We start from the raw sequence: 15,284 nt of genomic DNA, 5'->3' as shown, positions 1-15,284 counted from the left end.
GACGCTCAGGAGGGTCGGGTCTCCCTGCCGTCCAGCCAGAGGATCTCCGACTCGTCCCGGTGCGACCCCGTGGTTCCGACGTGCTTCGCGTCGATCCGGGGTCCCTTCCTGATGACGTGCACCAGCGCCATGCCGTGGCCGCGTCCCAGGCCGTAGTCGGTGCGGAGCCAGTCGAGGATCACGCCCGCCTTCACCGAGGGGTCGTCGTAGCCCTTGGATCGCGCGATGTCGAGTAGTTGCCGTGGCGTGAGCCCCGTCTTGCGCTCGATGGTGTCGAGGTAGGCCTGAAAGGACATGTGTTCCTCCTGGTCCGGGTGTCGTCGACCGGACCGGTGCTCGTGGTCGCGGTAACGAAAGTACGGTACTGTTCGGTACCGACAATGTCGAGTGCGCGACCTGGCGGTCGTGTCCGCTGGCGATCGCCGCGCCGTGACCGAGCGAGTTGGGACCGCGCCATCACCCCTGAGGGGCTCCGCCGCCCCGGGCTCAGAGCAGTGGGGTCAGAGCCGCGTACCAGGTGTCGGCCATCCGCCGGTCCCCGTCCGCGTTGGGGTGCACACCGTCGTAGGTGTGGAGGTCCGTGTCGAAACCGGTCCAGTGGTCGGCGACCAGCACCGGCGAGTCCGCTGTGCTCCGGTCGGCAGCCCACGCCGGGACGGAGGCGTTCAGGTCCACCACCCGCTGGGCGCACTCGGGGCAGTTCGGCGCGTCCATCGGCAGGATCTGGGCGACGACCAGCCGGATCTCCGGGTTCGCCGTCCGCATCTGGCCGAGGAGGACGTCGTAGGCGCCGAGGATCTCCTCGGTGGAGCGGGAGCTCCACACGTCGTTGGTGCCGAAGTGCATGAGGACGACATCGGGGCCGGTGGCGGCCAGCCAACCGGGGAGCGCGTTCTGCCTGGCGACCTCGGTGACGAGAGCGCCACCGTGACCCTCGTGCTCGCCGTCGTACGGGAACCCGCAGCCCTGCGGGGCTCGCGTGCCCACGAAGTCCACGTCCTGGTGACCGGATTCCTGGAGGTCACGCCACAACAGGGCCCGCCAGCAGCCCGGGGAGCCCGTGATCGAGTCGCCGAGCGCCATGACCCGGGTCGGCTCGGCGTGGAGGACCGGTGGGGCGGCACCGGCCGCCGGCGAGCCGACCAGCACCGTGAGCACCAGGGCCAGCACGGCGGTGAGGGGGGAACGTGTCCTCGTCGACATGGTCACCACTTCCGCTGCTCCGAGGCCGGGGACGACGTCGACGGGTGGCGGCGGAGCCGCGCGGCCCGTCACCCGGCGGGTGGGCCAGCGGTGGGGAGGACAACGTCGTCATGTCCGCATCCGAGTCAAACAACGCGCCGCTGTCGAAGGCAAGGGCGTCCTCGCTCGACACGGCGTTCGACCCGGGGTTCGAGGGCGGCACCGGCCACCGACCGCGCCCGGACGCTTCGTCGGAGCCGGAGCGCCGCGCCGTTCACCTGGCCACCGTTCGCGGGCGGAACGTGGGTGCCAGCGCTTCGGCGAGGCGGCGCAGCCACAGGTCGGCGTCTCCGACGATGGTGGGGTACTCGGCCACGAACTCCGCCCAGTCCACCTCCAACGCCAGGATCGCGGAGGCGTCGAAGTCGTCGGCGCCCCGCTCCAGCTCCGGGCGGAGGACCCGGCGGAGCAGGTCCAGCCGCAGCGGGTACGTCTCGGCGAGCAGGACGGCGTCGTAGAGGTCCTTGCCCTGCGGGTAGGAGTCGCTCGCGAGCCAGAGGATCTTCCAGGCGAGCGAGAGCCCGGGGCTGGCCGTGGCCAGTGGGATGGGTGCGTCACCGTCGAAGGGGGCGAGGCGCGTGATCACCGGGCGGTCGCGGAGCTCCTCGTTGAACACGAAGTCGAGCTGCACGCTGCCCGAGGGCAGCCCCGGCGCACGCCACGGGATGACGAGCCGGCGGCCCTCAGCGCGTTCGTAGGTCCAGATGGGATCCACGGCGACGTCGTCGGTGTCGAGGCGGATCGTCCGGTCCAGGATGGGTGCCGCGGCGACGGCGGTGACGAACTGGTCGAAGAAGCTCTCGGCCCACGGGCTGGTCGGGTTGATCTTGTGGGGGAACACGACGAAGTCGAGGTCGCCGGGTTCCCTCGCCTCCGGCAGCCAGGCCTTGAGCAGCCTGCTCCCCCGGAGCAGGAGGTGTTCGGCCCAGCTGGACCGGCTGACGACCCGCAACAGGTGGTCCATGACCAGTCGCCGGGTGTGGAACCAGCGTTGTCCCGTCAGCGCGTCGGTGAAGGCGGGCTCACCGGCGCGGAAGGCCCGGTCGTACTGCTTGAGCGCGGGGTCGAAGATGGGGGCCTGGGTGGCGCCGGTTCCGTGGGTCACGGGCAGGTAGGTGGCGGGGAACCGGGCGGTGCCCCTGGCCGGGGTCGGGGGCACGCCGTCGGTGAACTCGTCCCTGGCGAGCGGGACGCCCTGGAAGAGCCGCCAGGAGGACGCCATCTGGTGGTAGCTCCGCTCGAACCACCCGTCGTCGACGGCGGGGTTGTCGTCGACGACGACGAACTCCTCCTCGACGTCGAGCACCGGGCAGCCGGTGGCGCCGAGGCCGTCCAGGAGCATGTCCAGGCGCGCCCTGGCGGTCTGGCGGCCGACCTTGTAGCAGCGTTGGGTGACGAACCGTTCGTGGCCGCCCCCGGTGGCTGGGCGGCGGGCGTTCCTGGACACCCGGGCCCGGTGCTCGGCGGCCACCTTCGTGACCAGTCGGACGGTCTCCTCGTCCGGCAGGAGCAGCTTCACGTGGTGTTCGAAGTGGCAGTGGGTGGGCAGGGTGGCGGCGTCCTCCTCGGTGAGGGGTACGTCGGCGTTCCACGGGGCGGCCTCGATCTTGACCCGCACCACCTCGTACCCGTCCCGGGCCAGCCGGTCCGTCCAGGTCCGCGCCGAGGCGCGTTGTTCGGTGAGTGATCCGCAGCCGGGGTAGGTGAGCATCGGCTGGGACGCCGTCCTCCCCTGGGACAGCAGGATGTGGGTGAACTTCAGGTCGTGCGCCCGTGCCCAGGCCGCCAGCCGCCCGGGGTCCGAGTCCGCCCGCAGGGTCAGGTGAGTCTCGAAGTCACCGCGGAAGTCCGGCACCAACGCTCCCCGCATCCGTGGAGGCCGGGTTGGCCTCCGCTCGCGCCCTGAATCATGCCCGCCCGGTGCGACCCTCCCGGCGGGTGCCGGCCGGTTGTGAGTTCGTCTCGCGTTCGGTGGAGCGGGAGACGCCGAACGGAGTAGGAGGTGGCCTGCCTCGGCCGTCCGACTGGCCGTGTGGCCCGCCGTACCTACCCTGGGGTCGTGGCGGACACCGGACGCCTCGCGCGGGCGTGGGAGGAACAGGCGCGGAACTGGATCGCCTGGGCCCGCAGACCTGGCTTCGATTCCTGGTGGCACCTGCGGGAGCGCTTCATGGCGCTGGTTCCCGCGCCAGGAGTGGCCACGCTGGACCTGGGCTGCGGTGAGGGGCGGATCAGCCGTGACCTGCGGGCACGCGGCCATCGGGTGCACGGCGTCGACACGTCACCCACGCTGGTGGGCGCCGCGCGGGAGGCCGATCCCGGCGGTGCGTACGTGGTGGCCGAGGGCGCCGCGTTGCCCTTCGCCGACCGGACCTTCGACGTGGTCGTCGCCCACAACGTGCTGATGGACGTCGAGGACTTGGCGGGCACCGTGGTGGAGGTCGCGCGAGTGCTCCGCCCGGCGGGGCGTCTCTGCGTGTCCATCACGCACCCGGTCGTCAACGTGACCCGGCCAGCCTCCGGTGACCCGCGCGCACCCCGGGTCATGGCCCGCTCGTACTTCACGCGGGAGCGGTTCGAGGTGGAGCAGGTGCTCGACGGCAGCCGCATGGTCTGGAACGGCTGGTACCGGCCGTTGGAGGACTACACGCGGGCGCTGGAGGACGCGGGCCTGCTCCTCGAGGCGCTGCGCGAGCCCGATCCGGACTGGGTGACCAACGACCGGGACCGCCAGGTCCCCTGGCACCTGTGGCTCCGCGCGCGCTCGGTGTGAGGGACGCCGCGGCCGGCGCGGACGGCTGGCGGGTGCCGGCCGGGCCTGGCCGGGCACGAGGTGGACGGGCGCGGGGGCCGCCCGCTCACCTGCCTTCGGTGAGCAGGTCGAACAGCTCGTCCTCGGCGTCCGGGTCGGTGGGATCGCCGGCCCCGGGTCGCACCCGCAGCTCGGCGTGGGGGAGCAGCGCCCAACTCGCGGTCGCCGAGGGGAAGGGCACCTCGTCGTCCTCCCGCCAGTGCCAGAGGCACACCGGGTGGCGCACCTGGTCGGCGGAGAAGCCCCAGTTCCCGCCGACGAGCCGGCGGTCCTGGTCCACGCCGAGCGGTTCCCCGGAGGGCGGGCTGACGCCGTCCGAGGTCGTGGGCTGGTGGGAGGGGTCGGCCGCCTCGTCCGGACCGCGCTGGCCACCGTCCCCGGGGGTGGGAGGGAACGGGATTCCGGCCAGCACGGCGAGCCGGCGGGTCCTCCTCGCCAGGCCCACCGAGGTCGCGTAGGCGTACGGGGCGCCGACCGCGACGCCGACCACGTCGAAGCGCCCGAGGTCCAGGCGTTCGGCGAGGACGTCGAGCGGCGCGCACACGTCCAGCGGCGAGCGCCACCGTGCCGGCGAGGACAGTCCGTGGCCCGGGCGGTCCGGTACGACGAGGTCGAGGCCGTGCCGTTCCGCGCGGGCGAGCCAGGACTCCACGGTCCGGTCATGACGTGGCAGGCCGTGGTGCACCACGACGGCCGGTCCGCCGGGAACGCCGCCCCGTCGGTAGCCGAGCGTGGTCCCGTCGCCCAGGTCGATGCTCTGGCGCACCGCGTCCGCTCCCTCCCAGCGCCGTCGGGCGCACGCCGCCGGGCTCCGATCCTGATCAGTGCCGTGGTGGTTCCGGACAACCTGGGGACCGGGTTGACGAGAGGCAGCGCACGCCGCGGCCACGGCGGGTCACCGACGAGGACCGTCGGGACCCAGTGCGACTGTAGGTGCGCTACGCGTGCGAACGGCGGGACAGTGGTTGGTGACACAGGCGGTGGGACGGCGTCGTCCCCGGCCAGCTGGGGAGCCGGGCGGCTCGCCCGCTACCTCGGGGGACGCGCCTCGCGGTGGGCGGCGGGTCGGAGGCGGGTGGGTCCGGGTGGAGGTCTCAACGGGGGAAACACCGGGAGCACAACGCGTATCCGGCTGGCTGACCTCCCACCGACGGGAGGGCGAGCGCCCCGCAGGCGGACAGGACGAGGTAGGCGTCGCCCATGCGCACCCGGTTCTGCGGTCCGTCGACCCGGTGCAGCTGCCGGCGGAAGACGCCGGGCCACACCGACTCCCCCTCAGTCAGGCGGCCGGCCCGCTCGTACTCCAGGTCGGCGGCGCGACGGGGGACGGGAGCTGGACCGTCCGGTGCGGCCGCCGGGGGCGGACCGGTGAGGCGACGTGGCACCAGGACGTGTTCCGGCGCCTGGTAGTGGATCATTCGCGGACCCCGCTTCCCCGAAGTAGCGGCTGGGAGTGGACCTTCCGCGGGGGGCCCCGACGGGAGGTTGTCGGTCATTGGACGGCCGGCGTGCGCCGGGGCCGACCACTCTTGGAAGCAGCCAACGCGTCCGAGGTTCCGTGCTCTTCACCATCCGATGCCGACCGGGTGGTCGGGGATGCTGAAATTTTCATGCGAAAAATTCTGGCGCTCTCGGAGCCCGTGTTGGCCTCACTTGTGGCTACTTCACCTCAAAGTGTTAAACTTGAGAGAGTTTCAACTATCGATTCCCATGTCTGGGAAGGTCCAGCAAAGCGCCACCACGCGCTCCGGGCAACGACAGAATTGCCTAAACCGGCCCCCTCTTTTTCAAAGTATTTCCGAGTTTCTACCCCATTTGAGTGATCGAGGTGTCACTGGGGTGGACGTCCCCCGCTCGCTCAGTCCGCGACCGGGTCGTCCCGCCGGGTATCGGCCCGTACGTCAGTCCTCCCACCCGGCGCCGGGCCCTCGGTGACGACGTCCCGAACCACTCGAGCGTCCTCGGCGGACGGCCGCTCCCCGTGGTCCGAGCCCGGAGCCACCGACGGGGTGGGGGCACGTCGTGCTCGTTCGCGGCGCCGGTACCAACGGTGCACCGGCATCTCGACGAACCGGTACAGCGCCTCGGCCGCCACCGCCGTGGCCAACACGGCGCACAGGACTCCCAGCAGGGCGTTCGTCTCGGCCGTCACCCAGCGCAGGATGGGAAAACCCGCCGGGATGTGGGCGAGGTAGACGGCGTAGGTGCGTTTCGCGAGCACCGAGACCGGGCGGGCCCTGGCCAGGCCCCCGCGAGCCCGGAGCAGGAGGACCGTGACCAGAACCATGATCAACAAGGTCCGCTCGCTGGACGGCCCGTCCGGCAGCGTGTCATGCCCCAGACCGGCACCCACGAACAGCAGGTAGTGCGCCGTCCCGAGCGCGGTGCCGACGACAGGACCGAGGCGGCCGGAACGCACCAGTGAGATGAGTTGCCCGATGAACAGCACGGGCAGGTAGGTGAGCACCGTCCGAACCTGGCTGAGGGTGTCCGTCTCCACCACGGGGGTGAGGAGCAGCCCCACCCCCACGAGAACGGCCGCGACCGCCGGCGGCAACCAGGGCCTCGTCCGTGCGAGCGGGATGGTCGCGGCGATGAACAGGTAGAAACCGAACTGGATCGTCAACGTCCACGTGACGCTGAGCACGATTTTCTGCTCGGTCAGGAAGAAGTTGGCCAGCGTCAGCGAACCGAGCAGTGAATTGAGGTCCGCCGGGGTGTCCGCCCGCGCTCCCTGCGACACCCCCAACCCCACGAGGCACCACATCACGAGCACGGCGACCCAGAACGCGGGCAACAACCGGAAGGACCGGCGCAGCAGGAACTGCCCGGGACGTTCCGAGCCGGTCACGTAGGTGATGACCAGCCCGCTGATGAGGAAGAGGGACAACAGCCCGACCATGCCCAGATGCGGGTTCAGCCGGAGCGGCGCCACGACCAGGTCGTTCACCGCGTCGCGGAAACCCAGCGGGTGCCCCTCGAAACCGGTCCACTGCACGAAGTGGCGGTAGACGATGAAGAGCGCCGCGATGACCCGGAGAACGTCGAGCCCGTAGAGGTACTGCCTCGCGGGCGCGCCACCAGGCGACGACGGCCGTCCTGCGTCCGGGGCGCCCACTCCGCTGCCTCCTGTCTCCGCCACCGTCAGGGACTCCTCGACGAACGCCACGTCCGGAAGGAGGCGTGCGCCCGTCGCCGTGCCACCGTATCCGTCACCGTGCGGTCACCGCCCCTCTCCGGAGGCGTTCGGAGCCCCCGACGGCGGGGACGTCGCGTCGAGGGGATCCAGGGCACCGGCGACCGCCGCGCCGGCGGGTGGGGGCTGGTGTTCGGCCGGGGCCGGGTCGTCGCTCCCGCTCCCCCCGGAACCGCTCTCGGGGGCGGGACGGCTGGCATCGCCGTCCTCACCAGCGGGGACGTCGGTCCCATCGCACGGGGGCACCGCCGCGTCAGCGCGTCCACCCCCGTCGTCCGGGGAGCCGGCCGTGCCGGCCTCCCGGTCGGCCTCCCGGTCGGACGCCCGGTCCTCGGTCTCGGTCGAGCCGGGCGCCGGGCTGGTGACGTCCACGGTCCGGTCCGGGGTGGTGTCGGTCGGCTCGCCGGGGTCACCGCCGGCCGCGCCCCCGTCCCGGGGGTGCTGGTCGTCCTCGCCGGGGCCGGCGGCCGCCCCCGGTTCATCCTGGCGCGGGGCCCCGGCGGGTGGGATGTCGTTCGCGGTGCCCACGACGGCACTCGGCGCGTCGACCGTGCCACCGGGCGGCGGGGGGACGCCACCCGCGCCGCGACGTCGTTCCCACGCCCGGTACCAGCGGTGGCAGGGCATCTCCACGCACCGGTGCAGCAGCTCCGCCGCCGCGCCCATCGCGACCAGGGCGGCCGGCAGCGCCACCGCCAGGTGCGCCCGCGGGGCGAGGAGACCGAGGACGGCGAAGCCGACGGGTACGTGGATCAGGTAGAGGGCGTAGGTGCGTCGGGCCACGGCACCGACCAACCGGGAGCGGACCAGTCTGCCGTCGGCGGACAGCAGGAGCACCACGACCAGGGTGGTGATGACCAGGGTGCGGACGTGCCCCTCGCCCTCCGGGATGAGTTCGCTGGTGAGGCCCGCGCGCACGAAGAGCAGGAAGTGCGCCGCGCCCAGGGCCACACCCACCCCTGCCCCGAGCCGCCCCGACCGCACCAGCGACACCAGCTGCCCGACGAACAGCACCGGCAGGTAGGTGAGGATGGTCCGCAGGTGGTAGGCGGGGATGCCGTCGATGGTGTTGACCACGGAGAGGGCCACCGACAGCGCCATCGCGGCCACCGCGGGAGGCAGCCACGGCCATCGCCGCCCCCACGGCAGGGTCAGACCCACGTAGACGAAGAAGGTGAGCTGCACCGTCAGCGTCCACGTCACCCCCAGCACGATCCGCTGCTCGGACAGGAAGAAGTTGGCCAGCGTCAGGGAACCGAGCAGCGAGTTCAGGTCCGCTTCGGCGTCGCCCAACGCCGCGACCAGCCCGAACGCCACGAGGACCCAGGCGACGCAGACCGCCACCCAGAACGCCGGCAGCAGTCTCGCCGCCCGCCGCAGCAGGAACTGGACCGGTCGCTCCCTGTCCGTCACGTACGTGACGACCAGCCCGCTGATCAGGAACAACGTGCTCAGGCCCACGAACCCGAAGAACGTGTTCAGCCGGAGCGGCTCCCGGAAGGCGTCCCCCAGCCACGCGTCCACCGGCCATCGGAGGTCGTTGGCCCAGAGCCACTCGCCGACGTGCCGGTAGATGATGAACAGGGCCGCGAGGATGCGGAGCGCGTCCAGGCCGTACAGGTAGCGGCGCTCGGGCCGGGGCGAGGTCGTCTCGGGGACCGCGACGGCGGGAGCGGCCATGTTGTCCCCTTCCTGCCCCGTGCGGGCGAGCCACCGGTGCGCCCCGGGTGGATGGCCGGCGGGCCGTCGTCCGTGATGGACCGACGATCGACCGGGGCGCCGGACGGGACTTCCCGTCGTGCGTCGCGGCGCGATGTTACCGAAGTGGTGCGGAGCGGACGATAACGTTGGCGGTACCCGCGACGATGTACTTCGAACACCGCGACCGCCCCTCCCGGGTGGCGGTCGCGCCGCGTCGGTGAGCGCCGCGCCCCGTGATCTCGCCGGGGGTCGTCCGGGCTCCGGCGGTGGGCCCGGGGCGTCTCCAGGGCGGGTCGTAGGGTGCCGTCATGTCCTCCCGCTCCTCCCACCGGCTGGGTACCGCCAGCACGCACCGCGCGGCCGGGTTCTGGGTGCTCGCCGTGGGCGGCGGGACGGCGTTGGCCGCGTTGGTGGCCGCCGCTCCCTTCCTCTTCCTGCTCGGCGCGCCGGGCGGCGTGGGGCCGCTGCTCGCCGAGCGCGCGGTCCAGTTCGGGAGCGCGGTGTTGATGGCGCTGCTCGTCGGTCAGGTCGTGGTGGCCTGCCTGTGGCTGTTCCCGGGGACGCCCCGGCCGGGCCGGTACGGGGGACTGGCGGCCGCCACCGGGCTCGTCGTGGCCGCCGGGTGGCTCGTCCTCGACGGGGGCTGATCCCTCGGGCCGAGCCGGGAACGCGGACGAGCCCCCGGCCGTGGACCGGGGGCTCGTGCGGGGAGCGGACGACGGGACTCGAACCCGCGACCCTCACCTTGGCAAGGTGATGCGCTACCAACTGCGCTACGTCCGCATCGCGGGTCCCGGGGGAACCCGCGAGGTTCGCCGGCCGACCGGATCGGCCCGCGCGTCGCCAACTGTAGACCATGCCGAGGACGGACCGGACGGCGGCCCGGGGAACACGGGGGCAGGCCGCCCGGCCCTGTCCCGGGCGGTCAGCCGCTGCGGTCGGGGCCGGCCTGGTCCGGGGTGACCCGCAGGATGACCCGCTGTTCCTTCTCCATCGCCCGGCGGTACTCGTCCCAGTCCGGGTGCTCCCCGGCGACGGACCGGTAGTACGACTCCAACAGGTCCATCGCCGCGGGCAGGGTGATGACCTCGCAGCGGCCGCGCAGCTGGAGCCAGTCCCCGAAGAACTCGTCTGGCAGCACGCACAACCAGACCGTCGGATCCCGCTCGATGTTGCGCACCTTGAACGCGGTCGCCCTGGTGCTGACGAGGACGCGCCCCCGGTCGTCGACCGAGGTCATCACGGGTGACATCTGGGGTGAGCCGTCCGAACGGCGGGTGGCCAGCACTGCCCGGTGCTGCCGGCGGACGGTCTCCATCGCGGTGGCGAGCTCCATGGTCGGTGATCCTGGCAGCCGCACCCGGCGCACGCGCGGCATGCCACACCGGGGAGAGGGAATCCGCCCGCCCGAAGCCCCCGAACGGTGGGCGCGGCGCGGTACCGTGGACGCACGCTCGGTAGTCGAGCCCGGGACGGCCGGGGCGTGGGAGACCTGGAGGTCGGATGGAGCGCGAGGTACGTGGTGCCGACGGTCGGAAGTGGAAGGTCTCCGGCCAGATGGAGTGGCGTCATCCACTCCAGCTCGACGAGTTCGAGCACGACGTCAGCGGGGGGAACACCCCGGGTGTCGTCATCTCCTCGTTCCTCGTGCTCTTCGTGGTGATGCTCTTCCTGTGGCGCCCCGAGGCCGTGGTGACCCCGGCGTGGCTGTTGCTGGGCCTGGTGCTCGTGCTGGTGTTCTTCCCCGCCCGGTGGCTGCTGCGCCGGCCCTGGACGTTGATGGCGGAGACCGACGGCGACGACGAGGAGCACCCGCCGGAGCGTTGGGTGGGCGTCGTCCGGGGTGTCGTCCAGGTCCGCCAGGACGCGGCGACGACCGCGCGCAACATCGAGGTCTACTCGCAGCCAAGCGGGGACGGACCCCTCCAACCGGTCGACTAGGACGGCGACGGGGGCGGCCGCCCGTCGCCCCCGTCGGTCGGACGTTCGACAGGACGCCCTCGGCGGAACGCCGCACACTGGGGTGCGTGCCCGAGCTACCCGAGGTCGAGGCGATCGCCCACCACCTCCGCCAGCACGCGGTCGGCCGCACCGTGCGGCGGGTCGACGTCGCCTCCCCCACGGTCCTCAAGACCGTCGAACCGACCTGGTCCGCGCTCGTCGGACGTGAGGTCAGCGGGGTGGACCGGCACGGGAAGTTCCTCGACGTGCGCTGCTCGGGGCTGAGCCTGGTCGCGCACCTGGCCAGGGCGGGCTGGCTGCGGTGGCAGGACGTGCTGCCGGCGGCGCCGCCCCGGCCCGGTCGCGGTCCGCTGGCCCTCCGGGCGCACCTCGGGAACCCGGGGGAGGGGCCGGGTTTCGACCTCACCGAGGCGGGCACCAGGAAGGGCCTCGCGGTGTGGATCGTGACCGATCCGCTCGAGGTGCCGGGGATCGCCACGCTGGGACCGGATGCCCTGGACCTCGGAGAGGAGGAGCTCACCGAACTCCTGGCCGGTCGCACCGAACGCGTCAAGACCGTGCTGACCAGGCAGTCGCTGCTGGCCGGGATCGGCAACGCCTACTCGGACGAGATCCTGCACCGCGCGCGGCTGTCCCCGTTCGCCGTGGCGGGCCGGCTGTCCGGCGACGAGGTGGCCCGGCTGAGCCGGTCGATGCGGGAGGTGCTGGCCGACGCGGTGCGGCGCACCGAGGGGCAGGAGGTGGCCCGGCTCAAGGGCGAGAAGCGCGCCGGCATGCGGGTGCACGGACGGACGGGCCTGCCCTGCCCGGTGTGCGGCGACCAGATCCGCGAGGTCTCCTACAGCGACCGTTCGTTGCAGTACTGCCCGACCTGCCAGACCGGGGGCCGGCCGCTGGCGGACCGCCGGCTGTCCCGCCTGCTGCGTTGAGTGACGCCCGACCCCCGGGGTGCCCGGGTGGTGGGGTTCCCGTTCAGCGGGCGCTGTCGGCGGGACGGGCCCGCCTCGCCGGTCCGGTCCCGGCGGCGCCCCGGACGAAGACCATCCGGGTCCCGACGGCGCCGTCCGCCGGGCTCAGCTGCGCCGAGAGCGTGCGGATCACGAGGATCGTCATGACGGCCACGACGCACGCCGAGAGGTTGAGCACGGCGTGCAGCACCACGCCGTCCGCCGCGGCCTGGAGCCCCTCCCGGAAGCCCCACAGCACGGCGAGCAGGGCCAGCAGCAGGTTCACCACCCAGGCCGACCACCAGGCGCGCACGAGCCCCGAGGGGCGCGGCCGACGGTCCGGGGGGCGCTCGGCCGCCGTGTGTTCCAGCTCCGCGAGCAACATGCCGGGGAGCACGAGGTTCACCCCGGGCACGAGCACACCCGCGAACACGTGCCAGGCGGGGCGGGACGACCGGACCCCGGCGTTCTCCTCCGCCGCCGCCCTGGCCCGCGACAGCCAGAGCAGGCAGCTGGTGGCGGAGAGCGCGGCCGCGACCAGCAGCAGCGCCGAGGCCGTGTACACGAGGGCGTCGGAGAGGCGGACCGAGTCCGCGGCCACGCCCGCGTCCCGGCTGCTCACCAGGAGCGCGTACCGCCAGCCCTCGGCGCCGGCGGCCAGCAGGGCCAGCAGGGCGGTCAGGGAGAGGCAGCGCATCGAGAATCCGGCGAGCCAGTGCTGCCGGCTCGCCGGATCCACCGGTGGGGGAGGGGTGAAGGGCAGGGCGCTGGGCGTGCGCCACGCCACGAGGGGGAAACCCCACCGTGGAGTCGCCGGGTAGGAAGGGGGCCCGGTGTACCGGGGCGCGGCCCGGCCCGGTCGCGCCACGTGCGGGAGGGTGGGCGAGTCGAGCCCGTCGAACCGCGTGTCACCAGCCATCGCTCGATCCTCCCGCTCGTGGTGTTCCGCGCCCTGGTGCGTTCAGAGCACGGACGGTTCGGTGCCGGCCCGCTCGGACACCATCGGGTTGCCGGTGGCGGCCCAGCCCTTCATGCCGGTGTCCACGTTGAACGCGTCCCATCCGTTGCCGTTCAGGAACGAGGTGGCCCTGGCGGAACGGCCACCGCTGCGGCAGACCACGAGGATCTCGTCGTTCTCGGGGAGTTCGTCGAGGCGGCCGGCGAGCTCCCCGAGCGGGATGTGGAGGGCGTCGGGCGCGTGACCCGCCTCCCACTCGTCCCGTTCGCGGACGTCGAGGAGGGTCACGCCGTCGGTCAGCCGTTCCCGGACCTCGGTCACGGCGATGCTGGGTACCTGGTGTGGGTGCACCCCTCGATGCTGCCACGCCGGTGCTGCCCCCGGTGTGTGGGCGGGTGCGGCACCGGCGCGGCCCGGGGGTCATCACCCGTTCTCGGCCAGGTACGTGTCCAACCGGGCGATCTCGCGGGTGGTCACCGGGAGCTCCCGGTGGGCTGGGTGCCCACCAGGCCGCGCGCGTGGAGCTGGTGCGGCGTCCACTCGGTCGGCCCCGCGCCCTGGGTGGGCCCGGTCAGCGGTTGATCAGCGCGCGGACGGTGGTGACGAGGTCCGGGTCCGCCGTCTCCGGTGAGCCGGCGTCCCCTGGCGTCTCGGGCGCGTACTCGATGGCCAGCTGGATGGTGTCGGCCATCCGACCGCCCCACAGCTCCCTCGCGAGCAGGAGCCCCATGTCGATGCCGGCCGAGACCCCGGCGGCCGTGATGGTGTTCCCGTCGACGACGACCCGGTCGGTGACGACCTCGGCGCCCAGCTCGGCCAGGGTGCCGCGGACCGCCCAGTGGGTGGTGGCGGGACGGCCGGTGAGCAGCCCGGCGGCGGCGAGGAGGGTGGAGCCGGTGCACACCGAGGTCGTCCACCGCGCCGTGGGGTGCGCGGCGGCGAGCCAGGCGATGAGGGCGTCGTTCTCCAGGGCGGGTCGCCAGTGGCCGCTGCCGGGCACGACGATCACGTCCGGATCGGGCAGCTCGGCCAGGGTGGTGTCCGCGTGCAGGACCGCCCCCGAGTCGCAGGCGACGGGGCCGGTCCGCTCGGCGACGAAGTGCGTGGTCAGTTCGGGGTGGCCGGCCAGCACCTCGTACGGGCCGATCAGGTCCAGTGCGGTCATGTTCTCGTACAGCACGAAGGCCGCGCGCATGGTGTCTCCTCTCGTTGTCGCCCCCGGACGGAGGCGGGCGGGGTCGTGGTGTCCGGCCGGTCCGAGCGCGCCGGGACGTTCCTGGCGGGTATTGGTGGTCGCGTGTGCGGGCCGGTTGTGCGGGGCGAGGTGACGCGGCATCGCCGGGACGCCACCGGATCGGGGTCAGCCCCGGGCCGAGGGCAACCCCGGTCGGAGCCGGGAGCGAGGTCGGCCCGCCGGCCCGGCCCACGTGTGGTCAGCGCTGGTCCTGGTCAGACCCCTCGGGTGCTGTGGAACCTGGCCCGGTAGGCCCCGGGGGGCACCCCGAGTTCACGGAGGAAGGCGCGCCGCATGGTCTCGGTGGTGGCGAAACCGGTCTGGTTGGCGATGCGGTCCAGCCCGTCCGAGCCGGCCTCCAACAGGGCCCGGGCGGCGGCGACTCGACTCGCCTCCACGTACCGGCCCGGGCTGGACCCGGTTTCGCGGAGGAACAGCCGGCTGAGGTGGCGCGGGCTGACGGACACCAGGGCGGCGAGCGCCGGCACGGACAGGTCGGCCGCCGGCTGGGTGGTGATGTGGTCCGTCACCCGCCGCAGCCCGGGGTCGGCGACCGGCCGGGACCGCGACCAGGCGCTGAACTGGGACTGGCCGCCGGGTCGTTGGAGGAAGACCACCATCCACCGGGCGATCATGCGGGCGACCTGGGGACCCTGGTCGTCCTCCACGAGCGCGAGTGCCAGGTCGATGCCGGCGGTGACGCCGGCCGAGGTGGTCAGGTTCCCGTCCTTGACGAAGATGGCGTCCGGTACGACGCGCACCGTCGGGTGGCTCTCGGCGAGTTCCTCGCAGTGCGCCCAGTGGGTGCCGGCGCGACGGCCGTCCAGCAGCCCGGCGGCGGCGAGGACGAAGGCGCCGGTGCACACGGAGGCCACCCGACGCGCCCCGGCCGCGAGCCGGCCGATCTCCGCGACCAGAGCGGTGTCCCGGGCCGCCTCCCGGTACCTCGGGCTGCCCACCACCAGCAGGGTGTCCGGTGGAGTGCGGATGTCCGCGAGTGCGGCGTCGGTGGCCAGCCGCACCCCCGACGACGTCCGCACCATGCCGCCGGCCGGGGAGGCGGTGCTGACCCGGTACGAGTTCGGCCGGACCTGGCTCGCCGCGTCGAAGACCTCCAGCGGGCCCGCCGTGTCGAGCAGCACGCTGCCCTCGTACAGCACGAGGAGGATGGTCCGCTGCCGGGTGTCGCTGTCCACGCCGTCCACGATGCGGGCCCCCGGCGTGGTCCGCAA

General features: G+C 73.1%; 16 protein-coding genes and 1 tRNA gene. 4 read left to right on the top strand and 13 right to left on the bottom strand.

Annotated features, from left to right (window positions below):
* Positions 1 to 5: 5 nt before the first annotated feature.
* The 3 genes from C1701_RS10590 to C1701_RS10580 form a co-directional block, all read right to left on the bottom strand.
* The gene (locus tag C1701_RS10590; RefSeq protein WP_026417796.1) at positions 6 to 296 is read right to left on the bottom strand and encodes a DUF4287 domain-containing protein; all 291 of its coding nucleotides are present in this window, start codon (positions 294 to 296) and stop codon (positions 6 to 8) included.
* A 190-nt stretch (positions 297 to 486) separates the two neighbouring features.
* Positions 487 to 1,203, bottom strand: a complete 717-nt coding sequence (locus C1701_RS10585; RefSeq protein ID WP_030104733.1) for an SGNH/GDSL hydrolase family protein — start codon at positions 1,201 to 1,203, stop codon at positions 487 to 489.
* 253 nt (positions 1,204 to 1,456) lie between these two features.
* Complete coding sequence (locus C1701_RS10580) at positions 1,457 to 3,097, bottom strand: nucleotidyl transferase AbiEii/AbiGii toxin family protein (protein WP_155886042.1); 1,641 nt, start codon at positions 3,095 to 3,097, stop codon at positions 1,457 to 1,459.
* Positions 3,098 to 3,301: 204 nt separating this feature from the next.
* Between C1701_RS10580 and C1701_RS10575 the strand changes: the two genes are divergently transcribed.
* Positions 3,302 to 4,015: a class I SAM-dependent methyltransferase gene (locus C1701_RS10575; RefSeq protein WP_026417794.1), complete on the top strand. Its 714-nt coding sequence runs from the start codon at positions 3,302 to 3,304 to the stop codon at positions 4,013 to 4,015.
* Between the two features lie 85 nt (positions 4,016 to 4,100).
* Here the strand turns inward: C1701_RS10575 and C1701_RS10570 are convergent, their stop codons facing one another.
* From C1701_RS10570 to C1701_RS10555, 4 genes are all read right to left on the bottom strand, one after another.
* Complete coding sequence (locus C1701_RS10570) at positions 4,101 to 4,820, bottom strand: alpha/beta fold hydrolase (RefSeq protein WP_026417793.1); 720 nt, start codon at positions 4,818 to 4,820, stop codon at positions 4,101 to 4,103.
* A 328-nt stretch (positions 4,821 to 5,148) separates the two neighbouring features.
* Positions 5,149 to 5,472, bottom strand: coding sequence for a hypothetical protein (locus tag C1701_RS10565; RefSeq protein WP_026417792.1), 324 nt, complete (start codon positions 5,470 to 5,472; stop codon positions 5,149 to 5,151).
* 440 nt (positions 5,473 to 5,912) lie between these two features.
* Complete coding sequence (locus C1701_RS10560; protein ID WP_026417791.1) at positions 5,913 to 7,223, bottom strand: acyltransferase family protein; 1,311 nt, start codon at positions 7,221 to 7,223, stop codon at positions 5,913 to 5,915.
* A 54-nt stretch (positions 7,224 to 7,277) separates the two neighbouring features.
* The gene (locus C1701_RS10555) at positions 7,278 to 8,930 is read right to left on the bottom strand and encodes an acyltransferase (RefSeq protein WP_103055866.1); all 1,653 of its coding nucleotides are present in this window, start codon (positions 8,928 to 8,930) and stop codon (positions 7,278 to 7,280) included.
* A 329-nt stretch (positions 8,931 to 9,259) separates the two neighbouring features.
* Here C1701_RS10555 and C1701_RS10550 point away from each other — a divergent pair, with 329 nt between their 5' ends.
* Complete coding sequence (locus C1701_RS10550; protein ID WP_026417789.1) at positions 9,260 to 9,598, top strand: hypothetical protein; 339 nt, start codon at positions 9,260 to 9,262, stop codon at positions 9,596 to 9,598.
* Positions 9,599 to 9,661: 63 nt separating this feature from the next.
* On the opposite strand, the gene C1701_RS10545 is transcribed toward C1701_RS10550, so the two are convergent.
* Both C1701_RS10545 and C1701_RS10540 read right to left on the bottom strand, forming a co-directional pair.
* A tRNA-Gly gene (locus C1701_RS10545) sits at positions 9,662 to 9,734 on the bottom strand.
* A gap of 142 nt (positions 9,735 to 9,876) precedes the next feature.
* Entirely contained in the window at positions 9,877 to 10,287 is a 411-nt protein-coding gene (locus tag C1701_RS10540) for a PPOX class F420-dependent oxidoreductase (RefSeq protein WP_026417788.1), read from the bottom strand.
* 167 nt (positions 10,288 to 10,454) lie between these two features.
* Between C1701_RS10540 and C1701_RS10535 the strand changes: the two genes are divergently transcribed.
* The gene (locus C1701_RS10535) at positions 10,455 to 10,892 is read left to right on the top strand and encodes a hypothetical protein (protein ID WP_026417787.1); all 438 of its coding nucleotides are present in this window, start codon (positions 10,455 to 10,457) and stop codon (positions 10,890 to 10,892) included.
* 86 nt (positions 10,893 to 10,978) lie between these two features.
* Positions 10,979 to 11,842, top strand: coding sequence for a DNA-formamidopyrimidine glycosylase family protein (locus tag C1701_RS10530; protein ID WP_026417786.1), 864 nt, complete (start codon positions 10,979 to 10,981; stop codon positions 11,840 to 11,842).
* A 43-nt stretch (positions 11,843 to 11,885) separates the two neighbouring features.
* On the opposite strand, the gene C1701_RS10525 is transcribed toward C1701_RS10530, so the two are convergent.
* From C1701_RS10525 to C1701_RS10510, 4 genes are all read right to left on the bottom strand, one after another.
* A complete protein-coding gene (locus C1701_RS10525; RefSeq protein ID WP_051313531.1) occupies positions 11,886 to 12,779 on the bottom strand; it encodes a DUF4328 domain-containing protein in 894 nt (297 codons plus the stop codon).
* Between the two features lie 42 nt (positions 12,780 to 12,821).
* Positions 12,822 to 13,169 (bottom strand): rhodanese-like domain-containing protein, encoded by a 348-nt coding sequence (locus tag C1701_RS10520; protein ID WP_030104729.1) that lies wholly within the window; start codon positions 13,167 to 13,169, stop codon positions 12,822 to 12,824.
* A gap of 220 nt (positions 13,170 to 13,389) precedes the next feature.
* The gene (locus C1701_RS10515; protein ID WP_026417783.1) at positions 13,390 to 14,013 is read right to left on the bottom strand and encodes a DJ-1/PfpI family protein; all 624 of its coding nucleotides are present in this window, start codon (positions 14,011 to 14,013) and stop codon (positions 13,390 to 13,392) included.
* A gap of 254 nt (positions 14,014 to 14,267) precedes the next feature.
* Positions 14,268 to 15,248: a GlxA family transcriptional regulator gene (locus C1701_RS10510; RefSeq protein ID WP_026417782.1), complete on the bottom strand. Its 981-nt coding sequence runs from the start codon at positions 15,246 to 15,248 to the stop codon at positions 14,268 to 14,270.
* Between the last annotated feature and the right edge of the window lie 36 nt (positions 15,249 to 15,284).

The sequence above is a fragment of the Actinoalloteichus sp. AHMU CJ021 genome (assembly GCF_002895405.1).
GTDB classification, from domain to species: Bacteria; Actinomycetota; Actinomycetes; order Mycobacteriales; family Pseudonocardiaceae; genus Actinoalloteichus_B; species Actinoalloteichus_B caeruleus.
The sequence above is the reverse complement of the archived record's forward strand: the minus strand, read 5'-3'. Positions and strand labels throughout refer to the sequence as shown.

Coding starts and splice junctions, on each gene's coding strand:
- C1701_RS10565 (WP_026417792.1), bottom strand. CDS start 5,472: ATGATCCACTACCAGGCGCCGGAACACGTCCTGGTGCCACGTCGCCTC.
- C1701_RS10585 (WP_030104733.1), bottom strand. CDS start 1,203: ATGTCGACGAGGACACGTTCCCCCCTCACCGCCGTGCTGGCCCTGGTG.
- C1701_RS10535 (WP_026417787.1), top strand. CDS start 10,455: ATGGAGCGCGAGGTACGTGGTGCCGACGGTCGGAAGTGGAAGGTCTCC.
- C1701_RS10590 (WP_026417796.1), bottom strand. CDS start 296: ATGTCCTTTCAGGCCTACCTCGACACCATCGAGCGCAAGACGGGGCTC.
- C1701_RS10525 (WP_051313531.1), bottom strand. CDS start 12,779: ATGGCTGGTGACACGCGGTTCGACGGGCTCGACTCGCCCACCCTCCCG.
- C1701_RS10555 (WP_103055866.1), bottom strand. CDS start 8,930: ATGGCCGCTCCCGCCGTCGCGGTCCCCGAGACGACCTCGCCCCGGCCC.
- C1701_RS10515 (WP_026417783.1), bottom strand. CDS start 14,013: ATGCGCGCGGCCTTCGTGCTGTACGAGAACATGACCGCACTGGACCTG.
- C1701_RS10550 (WP_026417789.1), top strand. CDS start 9,260: ATGTCCTCCCGCTCCTCCCACCGGCTGGGTACCGCCAGCACGCACCGC.
- C1701_RS10540 (WP_026417788.1), bottom strand. CDS start 10,287: ATGGAGCTCGCCACCGCGATGGAGACCGTCCGCCGGCAGCACCGGGCA.